Raw genomic sequence first — 14,156 nt, 5'->3', positions numbered from 1 at the left:
CCCGCAGGGGCGCCATGGCATAGAGCAACTTTGTTACCCACGATCGGAGTCTATTGGCATGAGCAACGACACAACACGCCACGCACATTACGCAGATCCAGCCAGCCCTGCGCTGCCAAATCCAGGTATGAAAATTGACCTTTCCCGTACTGCGCTGGTCGTCATCGACCCCCAAATCGATTTCCTCAGCCCTGAGGGTGTGAGTTGGGATGTGTTTGGCAAGAGTATCGTCGAGCACGATGTGGTCAATCACCTCGGTCAGTTGTTCGCAGCCGCCAAAGGTGCAGGCATCACGGTCGCTGTCTCTCCGCACTACTACTATCCGTGCGACCACGAGTGGAAATTCGGCGGGCCGCTGGAAAAGGTCATGCACAGCATCTGCATGTTCGATCGCAAGGGCCCGTTGACCCTCGACGGTTTCGAGAACTCCGGTGCGGACTTCATGCCCGAGTTCAAGCCGTACATTCTCGACGGCAAAACCATCATCGCTTCGCCACACAAGGTCTACGGCCCGGAAACCAATGACTTGGCGCTGCAACTGCGCAAGCACGGTGTATCGCAAATTATTCTGGCGGGTATGGCAGCCAACCTTTGCGTCGAGTCGCACCTGCGTGAATTACTCGAGCAAGGCTTCGAGGTGGCCGTGGTGCGTGACGCTACCGCCGGCCCGACCACCCCGGAAGGGGATGGTTACCTGGCCGCGCTGATCAACTTCCGTTACATCGCCAACGCTCTGTTGACGACTGCGCAGACTGTTGAATTGCTCCAAGCCAAGTAAGGTCCATGCAAGCCGGCTGCTCGCCACTTGCGACGCAGCCGTCTGGGAGTACCGGAAATGCCCAAGCTCCATCGGCGATTTCGCCAGCGAACTTCTGCGGTGATCCAGTCCGCAATCACCTGCGCTATTGCTACGGCCATAGCCAGCCCTTCAAGCCTTTCGGCCAGCCAGTTACTGTCGTATGGATTAAAAGCCTGGCTGGTTGCCTGGATGACCATTGTGCCATTCGTGTTACTTGCGACACCGCTGATAAGGCGGCTAACGTCCTTTGTGGTGCAAGAAGATCCTTAAGATGCCCGGCAGCATTGTTTGTGTTGCTGATGTCTGCCGCTGGCCGCATTCATTCCCGGGTGAAAATCTCCAGCAGATGCCCGTCCGGGTCATCGAAATACACGCGCCTGCCACCCCCATAATCGTTGATCTGTTGCGGCTGCTGTTTGCAGGGATCAGCCCACCACGCTTGCTGCCTGGCTTGCAGGCGAGCGAACGCCGCATCGAAATCGTCGTCGCTGACCAGAAACGCATAATGCTGAGAGGCAATCGGCGGGTCATTGTCGTAATAGTCCAGCGACACGCTGTTTTCGAGCTTTACGATCAACATCGGCCCGAAGGGTTCGGGGGCGGACAAGCCGAGAATCTCGACCAGAAACGACGCGGATATCTGTTTGTTTCGGCACCAGACGATGGTGTGATTCAGCTGAGCGCTCATGGCGGGATCCTCACGGCGGTTCAGGTGTATATCGAGTCTTGAGATTAGCTCAGCCTGTTGCGCAATGACCGCCCTGACCTAAGCTTGGGTCAAGGCGAAACACAATTGCGGTGCGACCCCCGGAACGAACGCCGCGATGCGCAATCATTAGAGCGTGGATATCAAAAGGAGATGCGCATGCTCATCAGGTCATTGACCCTGACAACCCTGCTGGCTTTCGCCGGCCCCTTGCTCGCCGCCGATGGCGACTCACCGCTGGACATGGACAAGGGCAGGTCCCGGCCGCTGATTGTCATCGCGCCGAGCACGGTCGATCCGGCGTGGGTCAGCCTGAAAAAGTCACTGGATGAGCCGGCCAATCGCAAGGAATTCACCGACCGGAACATGGTCCTGTACACCGTCCTCAACCTGATGGGCCAGCGCGAAGGCAAAGACCTCGGGCCGCAAGACACGGCAGCCTTGATCCGTTCGCTCAAGTTGGGGGCAGGGGCCAAGACCAAGGTGATTCTGGTTGGCAAGGATGGCGAAAAAAAACTCGAGCAATCGGACGCGGTTGATCTGAAGGCGATTTTCAGTACGGTCGACCAGTTGCCGTCCACCGAGAAAGAAGCCACGGTGCCCACCCCGCCGCCCGTCACTGAAGCCGCACCGCCTAATGGCACCAAGGGGGCGAAACCGGGCAAGCCGGCGAAGCCTGCCAAGCCACCGGAAATGCCTGACGATTGAATGCGTAGATGGCCACGCGCTAACAAAAATGGGCGACCTCAACAGGTCGCCCATTTTTTTGCCTGCGCCAATCCTTGTAGGAGCAAGCTTGCTCGCGATGAGGCCGTAACATTCGAAACCCCGTTCGCCTGACACACCGCAATCGCGAGCAGGCTCGCTCCTACAGGGGGGGGGCGTAGGTTATTGAGTCAATGTGCTCAACACCGCATGGGCGATTTTGACTCGCTCCGGGTTCGGGTAGTTTTTGTTGGCGAGGATCACGATGCCGATGTCTTTCGAGGGCACGTACGCCACATACGCACCGAAGCCACCGGTGGAGCCGGTCTTGTTGATCAGCACGTTGTCCGGTTGAGCTTGTGGCGGGTTCAGCCACTGGACTTTGTGCGCCTCCATCGCCATTTGCGACGAGTTGCCGGCGAGCAACTTATCGAGGGTGATCGGGTAGTGGTAAAACTCCCAGCCCAGCCCCTGGGTCATGTCGCCGACCGTGTAGTAACCGGCATGCGTCGTGGCGATGGCTTGCTGCATCGGCGCTTCAAGGCCAGACGGTTTGATGTTCGCCTCGACGTAGCGAAGCAGGTCAGAGGCGCTGGTTTTTACGCCATAGGCTTCTGAGTCCAGCGCGCCCGGCTCGACCCGCACCGGTTTGTCTTCCTTGTTGTAACCCTGAGCGTAAAGCGCCATCTGATCCTGCGGCACCTTGAGGAAGGTGTGCTTCAAGCCGAGCTTGGGCAGCACGGTCTTTTCCATCAGCTCATCAAACGGCTGGCCCATGCTGTTGGCCGCCAGATACCCGAACAATCCCAGGCTCGGGTTCGAATACAGCCGATGGCTGCCGGCGGTGTAGGCCGGTTTCCACTGTTTGAAATAGCCGAGCATCTTGTCGGCTGCATCGGCGTTGTCGGGGAATTGCAGCGGCAGGCCGCCGGCGGTGTAGGTGCCCAGTTGCAACACGCTGACGTGATCGAACGCGCTGTCGCGCAATGCCGGCAGGACATGGCTGGCCTTTTCCGACAGGGACAGTTTGCCGCTGGCCTGGGCGTAGGCGGCGAGGGTAGCGGTGAAGGTTTTGCTCACCGAACCGATCTCGAACAGGGTGCTTTCGGTGACAGGCGTGCCGGTTTCCTTCGAGGCCACGCCGTAGTTAAAGTAATGCTGCTTGCCATCCACGGTGATCGCGACGGCCATGCCGGGAATGTTCTGTTGCTGCATGACCGGGGCAACCGCGGCATTCACCGCGGCTTCGATCTGCGCGTCCGTCTGATTCCCGGCAACGCAGTAACCTGCATTGAGGAGCAGTCCGAAAGCGCTGCAGGATAAGACCTTGCCGAATGTTGAGTTGTGCATGATTGAGCCACTGTCCATGAGATTTGATGATTAAACCCGCTACACTCCGAGCGGTTTATGAATCGGGCCGTCGCTGGGCGTGCCAAATCTATTCAGTTCGCCGTGCTTCGACAAACGACAATATCTCGGCTTAGCCATTAGAAAAATTTGGGAGTTGGCATGATCCGCCCGCAATTACCGCTCAACGCACTGCGCGCCTTCGAGGCCTCGGCGCGTCATCTGAGTTTTACACGGGCGGCGGTGGAGTTGTGCGTCACGCAAGCCGCGGTGAGTCATCAGGTCAAAAGCCTGGAAGCCCAACTCAACGTCACCCTGTTCAAACGCCTGCCACGCGGGCTGATGCTGACCAGTGAGGGGGAGACCTTGTTGCCGGTGCTGCGCGAGTCCTTCGATCGAATCGCCGAAACCCTGGAGCGTTTCGAAGGCGGGCATTTTCGTGAGGTGTTGACGGTGGGCGCAGTGGGGACGTTTGCGGTCGGTTGGCTGTTGCCGAGACTGGCGGACTTTCAGGCGAAACATCCGTTCATAGATTTGCGCCTGTCGACCCACAACAATCGAGTGGACGTGGCGGCTGAAGGGCTGGATTACGCGATTCGCTTTGGCGCGGGAGCGTGGCACGGGATTGAAGCGGTCAGGTTGATCGAAGCGCCGTTGTCGGTGTTGTGCGTGCCCGAGATTGCCCGGCAACTGCACACGCCGGACGATCTGTTGCAGCAAACGTTGCTGCGTTCCTATCGCACGGATGAGTGGCCCGAATGGTTTCAGGCTACCGGCCTGCCTGCCCATGTCGCGCCGCCTCGCAGCATCGTCTTTGATTCCTCGCTGGCGATGATGGAGGCGGCGTTGCAAGGTGCGGGTGTGGCCTTGGCGCCGCCGTTGATGTTCGCCCGGCAACTGGCGGCGGGAGTCATCGAGCAACCGTTCGCCATCGGCATCACCACCGGCAGCTACTGGCTGACCCGCTTGCAGTCGCGGCCCGAAACGTCGGCGATGGCTGCGTTCAAGGGGTGGTTGTTGCAGGCAGCACAGTTGAACGATTGAACACCGCATACCCCTGTAGGAGCAGAGCTTGCTCGCGAAGGCGGTCTCTCAGTCACGTCGATGCAAGATCTGCCGCCGCCTTCGCGAGCAAGCTCTGCTCCTACAGGGGTATGCGGTGTTCTCTAGGGTTTTAACGCACCAGGCTCGGCCGCTTGTTATCGAATTTCCACCCCGGAATCAGAAACTGCATCGCCACGCTGTCATCCCGCGCACCCAGCCCCATGCCTTTGTACAGCTCATGGGCCTTGGCCAGTTGATCCATGTCCAGCTCAACCCCAAGCCCCGGTTTCTTCGGCACTTGCACGCAACCGTCGACGATCTGCAGCGGCGCTTTGGTCAGGCGCTGGCCGTCCTGCCAGATCCAGTGGGTGTCGATGGCGGTGATTTCGCCCGGTGCGGCAGCTGCGACGTGGGTGAACATCGCCAGGGAAATATCGAAGTGGTTGTTGGAGTGCGAGCCCCAGGTCAGGCCCCATTCGTGGCACATCTGCGCCACGCGAACCGAACCCTGCATCGTCCAGAAATGCGGGTCGGCCAGCGGGATGTCCACCGATTGCAACTGGATCGCGTGGCCCATTTCCCGCCAGTCGGTGGCGATCATGTTGGTCGCGGTTTTCAGGCCCGTGGCACGGCGGAATTCGGCCATGACTTCCCGGCCTGAATAACCGTTTTCCGCACCGCACGGGTCTTCGGCATAAGCGAGGACGTGATGCTGATCGCGGCACAAGCGGATCGCTTCTTTCAGCGACCAGGCGCCATTCGGATCAAGGGTGATGCGCGCGTCGGGAAAGCGTTCGGCCAGCGCGGTGACCGCTTCGATTTCTTCGTCGCCACTGAGCACGCCGCCCTTGAGCTTGAAGTCCTTGAACCCGTAGCGGGCGTGGGCGGCTTCTGCCAGGCGCACTACGGAATCGGCGGTCATGGCTTTCTCGTGACGTACGCGGAACCAGTCGTTGTCGGCGTCCGGTTCGCTGCGGTAAGCCAGATCGGTGGCGTTGCGATCACCGACATAAAACAGATAACCGAGCATCTTCACTTCGTCGCGTTGCTGGCCTTCGCCGAGCAGCGCCGCGACGGGCACGTCCAGGTGCTGGCCGAGCAAATCGAGCAGCGCCGCTTCCAGGCCAGTCACCGCGTGAATGGTGATGCGCAGGTCGAACGTCTGCAAGCCGCGACCACCGGCATCGCGGTCGGCGAAGGTCTGGCGCACCTGGTTGAGAATCCTCTGATAGGTGCCGATCGGGCTGCCGACCACCAGGCTGCGCGCATCTTCCAGAGTCTGGCGAATGCGCTCGCCGCCCGGCACTTCACCGACGCCGGTGTGCCCGGCGTTGTCCTTGAGGATCACGATGTTGCGGGTGAAAAACGGGCCATGGGCGCCGCTCAGGTTGAGCAGCATGCCATCGTGACCGGCCACCGGAACCACTTGCATGCTGGTGATGATCGGGGCTTTTGCGGTGTCTTGTTGGTTCATGTTCTTGTCCTTAAATAGCAGCGATCAGGCGTGGTTGGGCGTTGGTTTGCCCAGCGCAACGGCCGGTGCGGTTTTCGGTGTGTTGCGTGCAGCGAAGACGATGATCGCGGCGATGATCGAGGTCGCGGCGAGGCCGTACAGCCCGCCTTGAATCGAGCCGGTGTGTTGTTCCAGCAGGCCGAAAGTGGTCGGCGCGACGAAGCCGCCGAGGTTGCCCACGGAGTTGATCAGCGCGATCACGCCAGCGGCGATCCGTGCATCCAGGTACGCCTGAGGGATTGGCCAGAACAGCGAAGAAGCCGATTTGAAACCCAGTGCTGCGAAGCAGATCGCCACGAAAGCGAAGACCGGCCCGCCGGTGGTGGACATGAACATCCCCGCCGCAGCGATCAGCAGGGCAGCGGCCACCCAGGCTTGCTGGTGTTTCCATTTCGTCGAGAGCGATGCGAAGGCGTACATGCCGACAATCGACAGCAACCACGGGATCGAGTTGAACAGCCCGACCTGAACGTCGCTGAGGTCGCCCATCTTCTTGATGATGCTCGGCAGCCAGAAGGTCGCGGCGTAAATGGTCAGCTGGATGAAGAAGTAGATCAGGCAGAACAGGATGATCTGGCGATCCTTGAGCAGCGTGCCCAGCGACGGTTTGATCGGCGTCGCGGCTTCGCGGGCCAGTTGCTCGTCATCGATGGCTTTGACCAGCGCGTCTTGCTCATCGCGGCTCAGCCATTTGGCGTCGTGGGGTTTGGAGTCGAGCCAGAACCAGACGAATACGCACAGCCCGACCGAGAACATGCCTTCAATGAAATACATCCATTGCCAGCCGTGCATGCCGAACCCGCTGATTTGCAGGAGCAGGCCGGACAACGGGCCGGAGATCAGCGAGGCAATGGCCGAGCCGCTGAGGAAGATCGCGATGGCCTTGCCGCGTTCTACTCCGGGCAACCAGCGCGTGAAGTAATAAATCACCCCGGGGAAGAAGCCGGCCTCAGCCACGCCCAACAGGAATCGCAGGATGTAGAAGTGGGTTTCGTTCTGGATGAACGCCATGCAGGCGGCCACCAGACCCCAGGTCAGCATGATGCGGGTCAGCCAGATTCGTGCGCCGACTTTTTGCAGGAGGATGTTGGAGGGGACTTCGAACAGCGCGTAGCCGATGAAGAACAGGCCGGCACCGAGGCCGTAGGCGGCAGCACCAATGCCCAGGTCATGTTCCATGTGGGCGCGGACGAAGCCGATGTTCACGCGGTCGATGTAGTTGACGATGAACATGATGACGAACAGCGGCAGAACGTGGCGTTTCACTTTCGAGATGGCGGACTTCAGGACCGAATCGGCACCGTCGTGCATCCCGGATACGGATGTATTCACTTGGTTTTCTCCCACTGATTATTTTTATGCGGGGTGTTGCAGGTGTGGCGTTGTTGCTAGACATCATACAACTACATTTTTTTATCCTGCAAGAGGTAATGCTCAACAAAATAGTATGGTTAAGGTCATTTTTTATTCAGTTTAGGGGCGCTTGCATGCTTTGTTTTTGTCTTGGATGTCTATTTTGTTGAGTGTTGTCATACAAGTTGGAGGCGGTTTTCTTGAGAAACCGTTCGACCGCAGTGCTACGATCCGCTTAGCCCTGCTTTCGGATGATTGCCATGCAAGATGACCTCGACGCGCCTGCCCGCAAGCGCACTCACAACCTGGCCCATGACCTGGTCGCGAAACTGACCCAGAGCATCCTGCTCGGCCAGATGCTGCCGGGGGACAAGCTGCCGTCGGAGAACAGCATCGTTCAGGAGCACGGGGTCAGTCGCACCGTGGTGCGCGAGGCAATCTCGAAGTTGCAGGCGTCGGGGCTGGTGGAAACCCGGCACGGCATCGGCACGTTTGTCATCGAGCGCGCACCGGAGCAGGGGCTACGACTGAATGTCGATACCGCGCTGGGCGTGCGCAGCATTCTTGAATTGCGCCTGGGCCTCGAAACCCAGGCCGCTGCGCTGGCGGCGATTCGGCGCACGGACCCGCAATTGGCACAGATGCGCGAAGCGCTGGACGATTATCAAAGCCTGCTCGCCAACAACGACAGCTGCGTCGAAGCCGACAGGCGTTTCCATCTGCTGATCGCCGAGGCCACCGGCAATGTCTGCTTCACGGAAATCATGCAGCACCTGGGCAGCGCCATGATCCCCCGCACCCGCGTCAATGCGGCTGAACGTGGCGCGGCGGATTTGAGCAAGCTGGGGCAGTTGGCCAATCTGGAACACGAGGCGATTCTCAACGCGATCAAGCGTCAGGATGCGGACGCGGCGCGGGCGGCAATGTGGCTGCACCTGACCAACAGCCGGGACCGGTTTCTGGCGGATCGCGATTAACCGCCTTCGCGGAATCCGGCTGGCACCGATCCGAACCGCGATCCCCTGTAGGAGCCGGCTTGCCGGCGAAGGCGCCAGCCCCATCACCACAAAACTCCAATCAAACACCCGCCACCCGAATCGCCACCAACCGCCGCTCCAGATTCAACGCCAACACACTGACCAACACCACCGTCCCCCCGACAACGATCATCACCGTCGGCCGTTCCCCCAAGCCAAACGAAGCAATCGCCATGGCCGTCGACGGCACCAGATACAGCGTCATCGTCGCCCGGCTCAAATCAACGTGAGTCAACACAAATGCCCAGGCCAGGTAGGCGAGCGCGCTCGGAAAAATGCCCAGCGTCAGCACTGCCAGTTGCACCTGCATCGGCGCGTTGACCACTTGTGCCGCCAACCCCGGCAGATAAACCAGTAACAACGCGGTCCCCGACCACACCGTGTAGCAGACCAGTGTCAGCCCGTCGTAACGCCCGGAGTGATGTTTCTGCAACGCGAAGTAGAAACTCCATGACACCGCCGCCAGCAGAATCAACAGGCCATGGGCGTCGATGCTGCCCAGTCCGCGATCGCCCGCGACCACAATCACCACACCGATCAATCCCAGAAAAACACAGCCCCAGCGCCACGCGCTCACCTGGTCTTTGAACACGAAGCGCGCCAGCAGCGTGCTGAACAAGGGCGTCGATTGCGCCAACACGCTGGACGCACCGGCGCTGACCCCTTGCTGACCAAAATTGATCGCCACGTGATGCAGGCTCACCGCAAAAAAGCCGAGGCCGAACAGCATTGGCAAATCGCGAAGGGTCGGCAGGCTGATGCCTTTGAACACCGCGACCAGCGCCATGAACACCGACGCCAGCAGAAACCGCAGCAATGCCAGATGCCCGGGATCATAGGCTTGCAAGCCGATGTGAATTCCGGTCGGGGAATAGCCCCAGCACGCGACGACGAAGGCCATGGCCAGGATGATTTTGAGGGGAGGGGTGGCAGTTGAGAGCGCTTGCATGGTCGGGCACCTGTGGGCAGATGCTTCGAGTATCAGAACGCGGACCGTTCGCCACAACTGACTTATACTGCGCTGACCGTTCACTTTGGGTGATGTATGGAGCTGGCACAGATTCGCATGTTCAAGACCGTGGCCGACGTCGGCAGCATCGCCCGGGCGGCCGAGCTGTTGCATTGCGTGCCGTCGAACATCACGGCACGGATCAAGTCGCTGGAAGCGGAGTTGGGCGTCGCGTTATTTATCCGCGAAGGCAGAGGGTTGCGCATCAGTCCGTCGGGGCAGACCTTTCTGGCCTACGCCTCGAAGATTCTCGCCATGACGGCTGAGGCCAAGCGGGCGGTCGACCCCGCCGCCGAGCCGTCCGGCCCGTTGCGCATCGGCGCCATCGAATCGTCGGCCACCGGTCGCTTGCCGCGTTTGCTCGCCAAGTTCCACAAGCGCTATCCGGCGGTGGCGCTGGAGCTGACCACCGGCACCTGGGGCCAATTGCTCGATGACACCGCCAACCACCGGCTCGACGGCGCAATCGTCGCGGTGGATGTCGAGCGCTCACAACTCAAGCGCACGCCGATGTACCGCGAGGAGCTGCTGCTGATTGCCTCGACGTCGTTGGGACCGGTGCGCGAGATCGCCGATTTGCAGGACAAGACCGTGTTCATGTGGCCCCAGGGGTGTCCTTACCGTGCGGCGCTGGAACATTGGTTGTTGCGCCAGGGGCAGGCGCTGCCGATTGTCAGCCTGGCGAGTTACGGCGCGATTGTCGGGTGCGTCAGCGCGGGGGCGGGGGTCGCGCTGGTGCCCAAAGGGGTGTTCGATCAGTACGCCAAAGGCGCGGGGTGCGCGGGGTATGAGTTCCCTGAACTGACCGCCATCGACAACCTGTTTTACTGGCATGAAAACGCCGGGGTTCACCCGGCGCGAGAAGCGTTTGTGGCGATGTTGCGCGAGGAGTTCACGTAAGAACACCGCGCCCCCCTGTAGGAGCCGGCTTGCTGGCGATCCAGGCGACGCGGTTCATTTGACAGACCGCGTCGCATGGATCGCCAGCAAGCCGGCTCCTACAGAGGTTGCGGTGTTTTGGGGATAGCGGTGTTGATCGAAGATCACATCTCGCGCACATCCCGCATCAACAACCCGAAGTGCAAATCCACCGCATCCGGAATCGGCAGGTACACGGTGTGCCCATCCCCCGGCGCCACATCGATGGGCTGGCCTTTGATGTTCTGCAACTGATGCAAATCGAAGTGGAAGTTTCCCTTGGGCGTCATCAGTTCCATGTGATCGCCCAGGCCAAAGCGGTTCTTCACTTTGACTTCCGCCAGCCGGTCACGCCGCTCGCCGGTCAATTCGCCGACAAATTGCTGTCGCTCCGACACTGAGCTGCCGTTCTGATAATTCTGGTATTCGTCATGCACGTGACGACGCAGAAAACCTTCGGTGTAACCGCGCTGGGCGAGGGATTCCAGATCGGTCATCAGGCCCCGGTCGAAGTCGCGACCGGCCACCGCATCGTCGATCGCCCGGCGGTAAACCTGAGTGGTGCGCGCGCAGTAAAAGTGAGATTTGGTCCGGCCTTCGATTTTCAGCGAATGCACCCCCATCTGCGTCAGGCGCTCGACGTGCTGCACGGCGCGCAGGTCCTTGGCGTTCATGATGTAGGTGCCGTGTTCGTCTTCGAAGGCCGGCATCAGTTCGTCGGGGCGGTTGGCTTCCTGCAACAGGAATACCTGATCGGTGGGCGCGCCGATCCCCAGCGTCGGTTCGGGCTGGAAGGTTTGCACGATGTCGCCGAGCAGATTTTCCGTGGCTTCTTGCGCCGAGTACTTCCAGCGACAGGCATTGGTGCAACTGCCCTGATTGGCATCGCGTTTGTTCATGTAGCCCGACAGCAGGCAGCGGCCGGAATAGGCCATGCACAGCGCGCCGTGGACGAACACTTCCAGTTCCATGGCGGGCACTTGCTGGCGGATCTCGGCGATTTCTTCCAGGGACAGTTCCCGCGACAGGATGATCCGGCTCAAGCCTTGTTGCTGCCAGAACTCGACACTCGCCCAGTTGACCGTGTTGGCTTGCACCGACAGGTGGATCGGCATCTGCGGGAAGTGCCGACGCACCAGCATGATCAGGCCCGGGTCGGACATGATCAGCGCGTCCGGTGCCATGGCAATCACTGGCTCCAGGTCCTTGAGGAAGGTTTTGAGTTTGGCGTTGTGCGGGGCGATGTTCACCACCACGTAAAAGCGCTTGCCCTGGGCCTGGGCCTCGCGAATGCCGAGCGCGAGGTTGGCGTGATCGAATTCGTTGTTGCGCACCCGCAGGCTGTAGCGAGGCTGACCGGCGTACACCGCGTCGGCGCCATAGGCGAAGGCATAACGCATGTTTTTCAGGGTGCCGGCGGGGGCGAGCAGCTCAGGTGTGAAAAGGGTCATGGGCGGGTCGATCGCAAAAGCCGGCGAGGATAATCGGCATGCCCGCGGCATTCATTGATCTGGATCTATGCTTGATGAACAAACGGATGGCACTCGCGCGAACCGTGGCGGACTAAGCATCAGGACGGCTCTTGGTACAAGGGCCTGTGCCCTGCGGACTGACATGGATCGGACATGAACGAAGAGAAGGTACAAGACAAATCACTGGTGATTTTGCTGGGGTTGGTGACCGCCGCGTTTATCTGGATTTTGCTGCCGTTCTACGGCGCGGTGTTCTGGGCGGTGATCCTCGGCATTCTCTTCGCGCCGTTGCAGCGGCGACTGCAACTGAAGTTCGGCTGGGAGCGCAACCTGACGTCAATGCTGACGTTGAGCATCTGCATGGTCATTGCGATCCTGCCGGTGATCATCCTCAGTATTCTGCTGGTCCAGGAGGGGGCGGCGCTTTACAAGAGCATCGAAAGCGGCGAGCTGGACATCGCGGGGTACATCACGCATTTCAAACACAGCCTGCCTCCGTACTTCCAGCACTTGCTCGATCGCGCCGGGATCGGTGAGCTGGAGGGGCTGCGGGAGAAAATCATCAAGAGTGCGGTGACGGGCAATGAGTTCATCGCCAACAAAGCCTTCAGTTTCGGTCAGGGTACGTTTGATTTCGTGGTGGGTTTTTTCATCATGCTGTACCTGTTGTTCTTCTTTTTGCGCGACGGTGCAGAACTGGCGCGCAAAGTGCGCGCCGCCGTGCCGCTGGAAGAACACCAGAAACGCCGTTTGCAGCTCAAGTTCAACCGCGTGGTGCGCGCCACGGTGAAGGGCAACCTTTTTGTGGCGGTCACTCAAGGGGCATTGGGCGGTTTTATTTTCTGGTTTCTGGACATCCCGAGCTCGTTGCTCTGGGCGGTGTTGATGGCGTTTCTGTCGCTGTTGCCAGCGGTCGGCGCAGGAATTGTCTGGGCGCCGGTGGCCGCGTTTTTCCTGTTCAGCGGGGCGATCTGGCAGGGCGTGGTGCTGGGGTTGTTCGGGGTGTTCGTGATTGGCCTGGTGGACAACGTGCTGCGCCCGATCCTGGTGGGCAAGGACACGAAGATGCCGGACTATCTGATCCTCATCTCGACCCTCGGCGGCCTGGCGATTTTCGGGCTCAATGGCTTTGTCATCGGACCGTTGATCGCCGCGCTGTTTATGTCGAGCTGGGCGATTTTCATGGAAACCAAACCGCGGGTGCAGTTGCCTTAAGCGTTGAGTCGGCCGGCGTCGAAGCTCTGCGACAGCGCCTTGGCGGCGGTCAGCGATGGGAGCGGACCGCTGATCTGTTCACCGTCCTGGACCAGATACCAACAGGCGAGCAATCCTAGCTCTCTAAGCGAGGCGGGAACGGCGCTGCCAATAACGGACATGATTTGAACCTGGGACATAAGTACCTCCATCAATCTATGGAGCTACCTTACGGGTCTGCTGCGCGAACGAACAATCATCGCTTTCGATAGTCGACATTGACGGCAGCGGGTGCAAACGACCGTCTGTCGGTCAGTCGACCACCAGGTCCAGCATATGGACCACTTCCTGTTCGTTGAGCAGGCCTTTTCGCACAAGGTTTTCGGCCAGCAGCGAAAGAAACTTGGCGCTGCGATGACCTTCCAGGTGCTTGAGTTCGGTCAGGGCGTTGTAGACCTTGCTGGAGGTGCACAAACCGAGGTTGCGGTGCGGGTTTTGTGTGGGCATGTGGTCGTCCTTGTTGTTATCAACCTGTTGTTGGCGGACAGGTCCGAGCTTGCGGACCTGACATGACATAAATATGACCGTGTTCCCCCAAGGCGGGGGTGAGGGTGGGTGAGTCAATCTTGCCAACTTAAACGGTCAGCACTGTCCCGATAGCGACCTTGATGCGATTTATCCAGACTTTTGCCGACGGGTGGGGCCTTAAAACTGCTGTTCGAGTGTGATGTTGAGGAGGTTTTTGGGATTGGGTGGGGGTATATCCGTTTCTGCGGTAACGGCGGCTATTGGTTTCGCCCTTACGGCGAGTCACTTTCGAAAAGCGCGAAAGTAACCAAAGCGCTCTTGCCCCTTTCGTTCGGTGCCTCGCTAATGCTCGGCATGCCCTCGCTCCGGTCCTGCTCCGTGGGCCCGCCGCCATCGGCCATCCATGGCCGGGGGCGGCTAACCCGGCATCCATGCCGGGTTGCCCACTGCGCAGAACCTCCACTCGGCCTCTCGAGGGGGCGACTACCGCCACAGCCGCCGAGGCGGCCTGAAAGCCGACCTGGCTCTTTG

Annotated in this window: 15 protein-coding genes; 7 read left to right on the top strand and 8 right to left on the bottom strand. The window is 60.0% G+C overall.

Annotated features, from left to right (window positions below; all coding sequences use genetic code 11):
* The first annotated feature begins 58 nt into the window (after positions 1 to 58).
* Together KGA82_RS21545 and KGA82_RS29510 are read left to right on the top strand one after the other, a co-directional pair.
* Positions 59 to 778: a cysteine hydrolase gene (locus KGA82_RS21545; RefSeq protein WP_207286198.1), complete on the top strand. Its 720-nt coding sequence runs from the start codon at positions 59 to 61 to the stop codon at positions 776 to 778.
* A gap of 57 nt (positions 779 to 835) precedes the next feature.
* Positions 836 to 1,069, top strand: a complete 234-nt coding sequence (locus tag KGA82_RS29510) for a DUF2798 domain-containing protein (RefSeq protein ID WP_081500232.1) — start codon at positions 836 to 838, stop codon at positions 1,067 to 1,069.
* Positions 1,070 to 1,118: 49 nt separating this feature from the next.
* On the opposite strand, the gene KGA82_RS21535 is transcribed toward KGA82_RS29510, so the two are convergent.
* Complete coding sequence (locus KGA82_RS21535) at positions 1,119 to 1,487, bottom strand: VOC family protein (protein ID WP_223452420.1); 369 nt, start codon at positions 1,485 to 1,487, stop codon at positions 1,119 to 1,121.
* Positions 1,488 to 1,664: 177 nt separating this feature from the next.
* Here KGA82_RS21535 and KGA82_RS21530 point away from each other — a divergent pair, with 177 nt between their 5' ends.
* Positions 1,665 to 2,213, top strand: a complete 549-nt coding sequence (locus KGA82_RS21530; RefSeq protein WP_223416170.1) for a DUF4174 domain-containing protein — start codon at positions 1,665 to 1,667, stop codon at positions 2,211 to 2,213.
* Positions 2,214 to 2,393: 180 nt separating this feature from the next.
* On the opposite strand, the gene ampC is transcribed toward KGA82_RS21530, so the two are convergent.
* The gene (gene ampC, locus KGA82_RS21525; protein ID WP_223452419.1) at positions 2,394 to 3,560 is read right to left on the bottom strand and encodes a class C beta-lactamase; all 1,167 of its coding nucleotides are present in this window, start codon (positions 3,558 to 3,560) and stop codon (positions 2,394 to 2,396) included.
* A gap of 159 nt (positions 3,561 to 3,719) precedes the next feature.
* On the opposite strand from ampC, the gene KGA82_RS21520 reads away from it, so the two are divergent.
* Entirely contained in the window at positions 3,720 to 4,601 is an 882-nt protein-coding gene (locus KGA82_RS21520) for a LysR family transcriptional regulator (protein ID WP_223452418.1), read from the top strand.
* A gap of 130 nt (positions 4,602 to 4,731) precedes the next feature.
* Here the strand turns inward: KGA82_RS21520 and gudD are convergent, their stop codons facing one another.
* Both gudD and KGA82_RS21510 read right to left on the bottom strand, forming a co-directional pair.
* The gene (gene gudD / locus KGA82_RS21515) at positions 4,732 to 6,075 is read right to left on the bottom strand and encodes a glucarate dehydratase (protein WP_192229166.1); all 1,344 of its coding nucleotides are present in this window, start codon (positions 6,073 to 6,075) and stop codon (positions 4,732 to 4,734) included.
* A gap of 24 nt (positions 6,076 to 6,099) precedes the next feature.
* The gene (locus KGA82_RS21510; protein WP_192229167.1) at positions 6,100 to 7,446 is read right to left on the bottom strand and encodes an MFS transporter; all 1,347 of its coding nucleotides are present in this window, start codon (positions 7,444 to 7,446) and stop codon (positions 6,100 to 6,102) included.
* 281 nt (positions 7,447 to 7,727) lie between these two features.
* Here KGA82_RS21510 and KGA82_RS21505 point away from each other — a divergent pair, with 281 nt between their 5' ends.
* Positions 7,728 to 8,444 carry a FadR/GntR family transcriptional regulator gene (locus tag KGA82_RS21505; RefSeq protein WP_008033665.1) on the top strand — a complete coding sequence of 239 codons (717 nt, stop codon included), beginning with the start codon at positions 7,728 to 7,730 and terminating at the stop codon, positions 8,442 to 8,444.
* 100 nt (positions 8,445 to 8,544) lie between these two features.
* Here KGA82_RS21505 and KGA82_RS21500 read toward each other — a convergent pair whose 3' ends face one another.
* Positions 8,545 to 9,453 (bottom strand): DMT family transporter, encoded by a 909-nt coding sequence (locus KGA82_RS21500; RefSeq protein ID WP_223452417.1) that lies wholly within the window; start codon positions 9,451 to 9,453, stop codon positions 8,545 to 8,547.
* A 96-nt stretch (positions 9,454 to 9,549) separates the two neighbouring features.
* Here KGA82_RS21500 and KGA82_RS21495 point away from each other — a divergent pair, with 96 nt between their 5' ends.
* Positions 9,550 to 10,413, top strand: coding sequence for a LysR substrate-binding domain-containing protein (locus KGA82_RS21495; RefSeq protein WP_008033671.1), 864 nt, complete (start codon positions 9,550 to 9,552; stop codon positions 10,411 to 10,413).
* A 143-nt stretch (positions 10,414 to 10,556) separates the two neighbouring features.
* Here KGA82_RS21495 and yegQ read toward each other — a convergent pair whose 3' ends face one another.
* Positions 10,557 to 11,882 (bottom strand): tRNA 5-hydroxyuridine modification protein YegQ, encoded by a 1,326-nt coding sequence (yegQ, locus tag KGA82_RS21490; RefSeq protein ID WP_223452416.1) that lies wholly within the window; start codon positions 11,880 to 11,882, stop codon positions 10,557 to 10,559.
* Between the two features lie 174 nt (positions 11,883 to 12,056).
* Between yegQ and KGA82_RS21485 the strand changes: the two genes are divergently transcribed.
* On the top strand, positions 12,057 to 13,118 hold the full coding sequence (locus tag KGA82_RS21485) for an AI-2E family transporter (RefSeq protein WP_223452414.1): 1,062 nt from the start codon (positions 12,057 to 12,059) through the stop codon (positions 13,116 to 13,118).
* Here KGA82_RS21485 and KGA82_RS21480 read toward each other — a convergent pair.
* Both KGA82_RS21480 and KGA82_RS21475 read right to left on the bottom strand, forming a co-directional pair.
* Positions 13,115 to 13,297 carry a hypothetical protein gene (locus KGA82_RS21480; protein ID WP_223452410.1) on the bottom strand — a complete coding sequence of 61 codons (183 nt, stop codon included), beginning with the start codon at positions 13,295 to 13,297 and terminating at the stop codon, positions 13,115 to 13,117. The two genes, KGA82_RS21485 and KGA82_RS21480, sit on opposite strands and share 4 nt — an antisense overlap.
* A gap of 112 nt (positions 13,298 to 13,409) precedes the next feature.
* Positions 13,410 to 13,604 (bottom strand): hypothetical protein, encoded by a 195-nt coding sequence (locus tag KGA82_RS21475; RefSeq protein WP_008033677.1) that lies wholly within the window; start codon positions 13,602 to 13,604, stop codon positions 13,410 to 13,412.
* Positions 13,605 to 14,156 lie beyond the last annotated feature (552 nt).

This window comes from Pseudomonas sp. BF-RE-22, assembly GCF_019956155.1.
GTDB lineage: Bacteria > Pseudomonadota > Gammaproteobacteria > Pseudomonadales > Pseudomonadaceae > Aquipseudomonas > Aquipseudomonas migulae.
The sequence above is the reverse complement of the archived record's forward strand: the minus strand, read 5'-3'. Positions and strand labels throughout refer to the sequence as shown.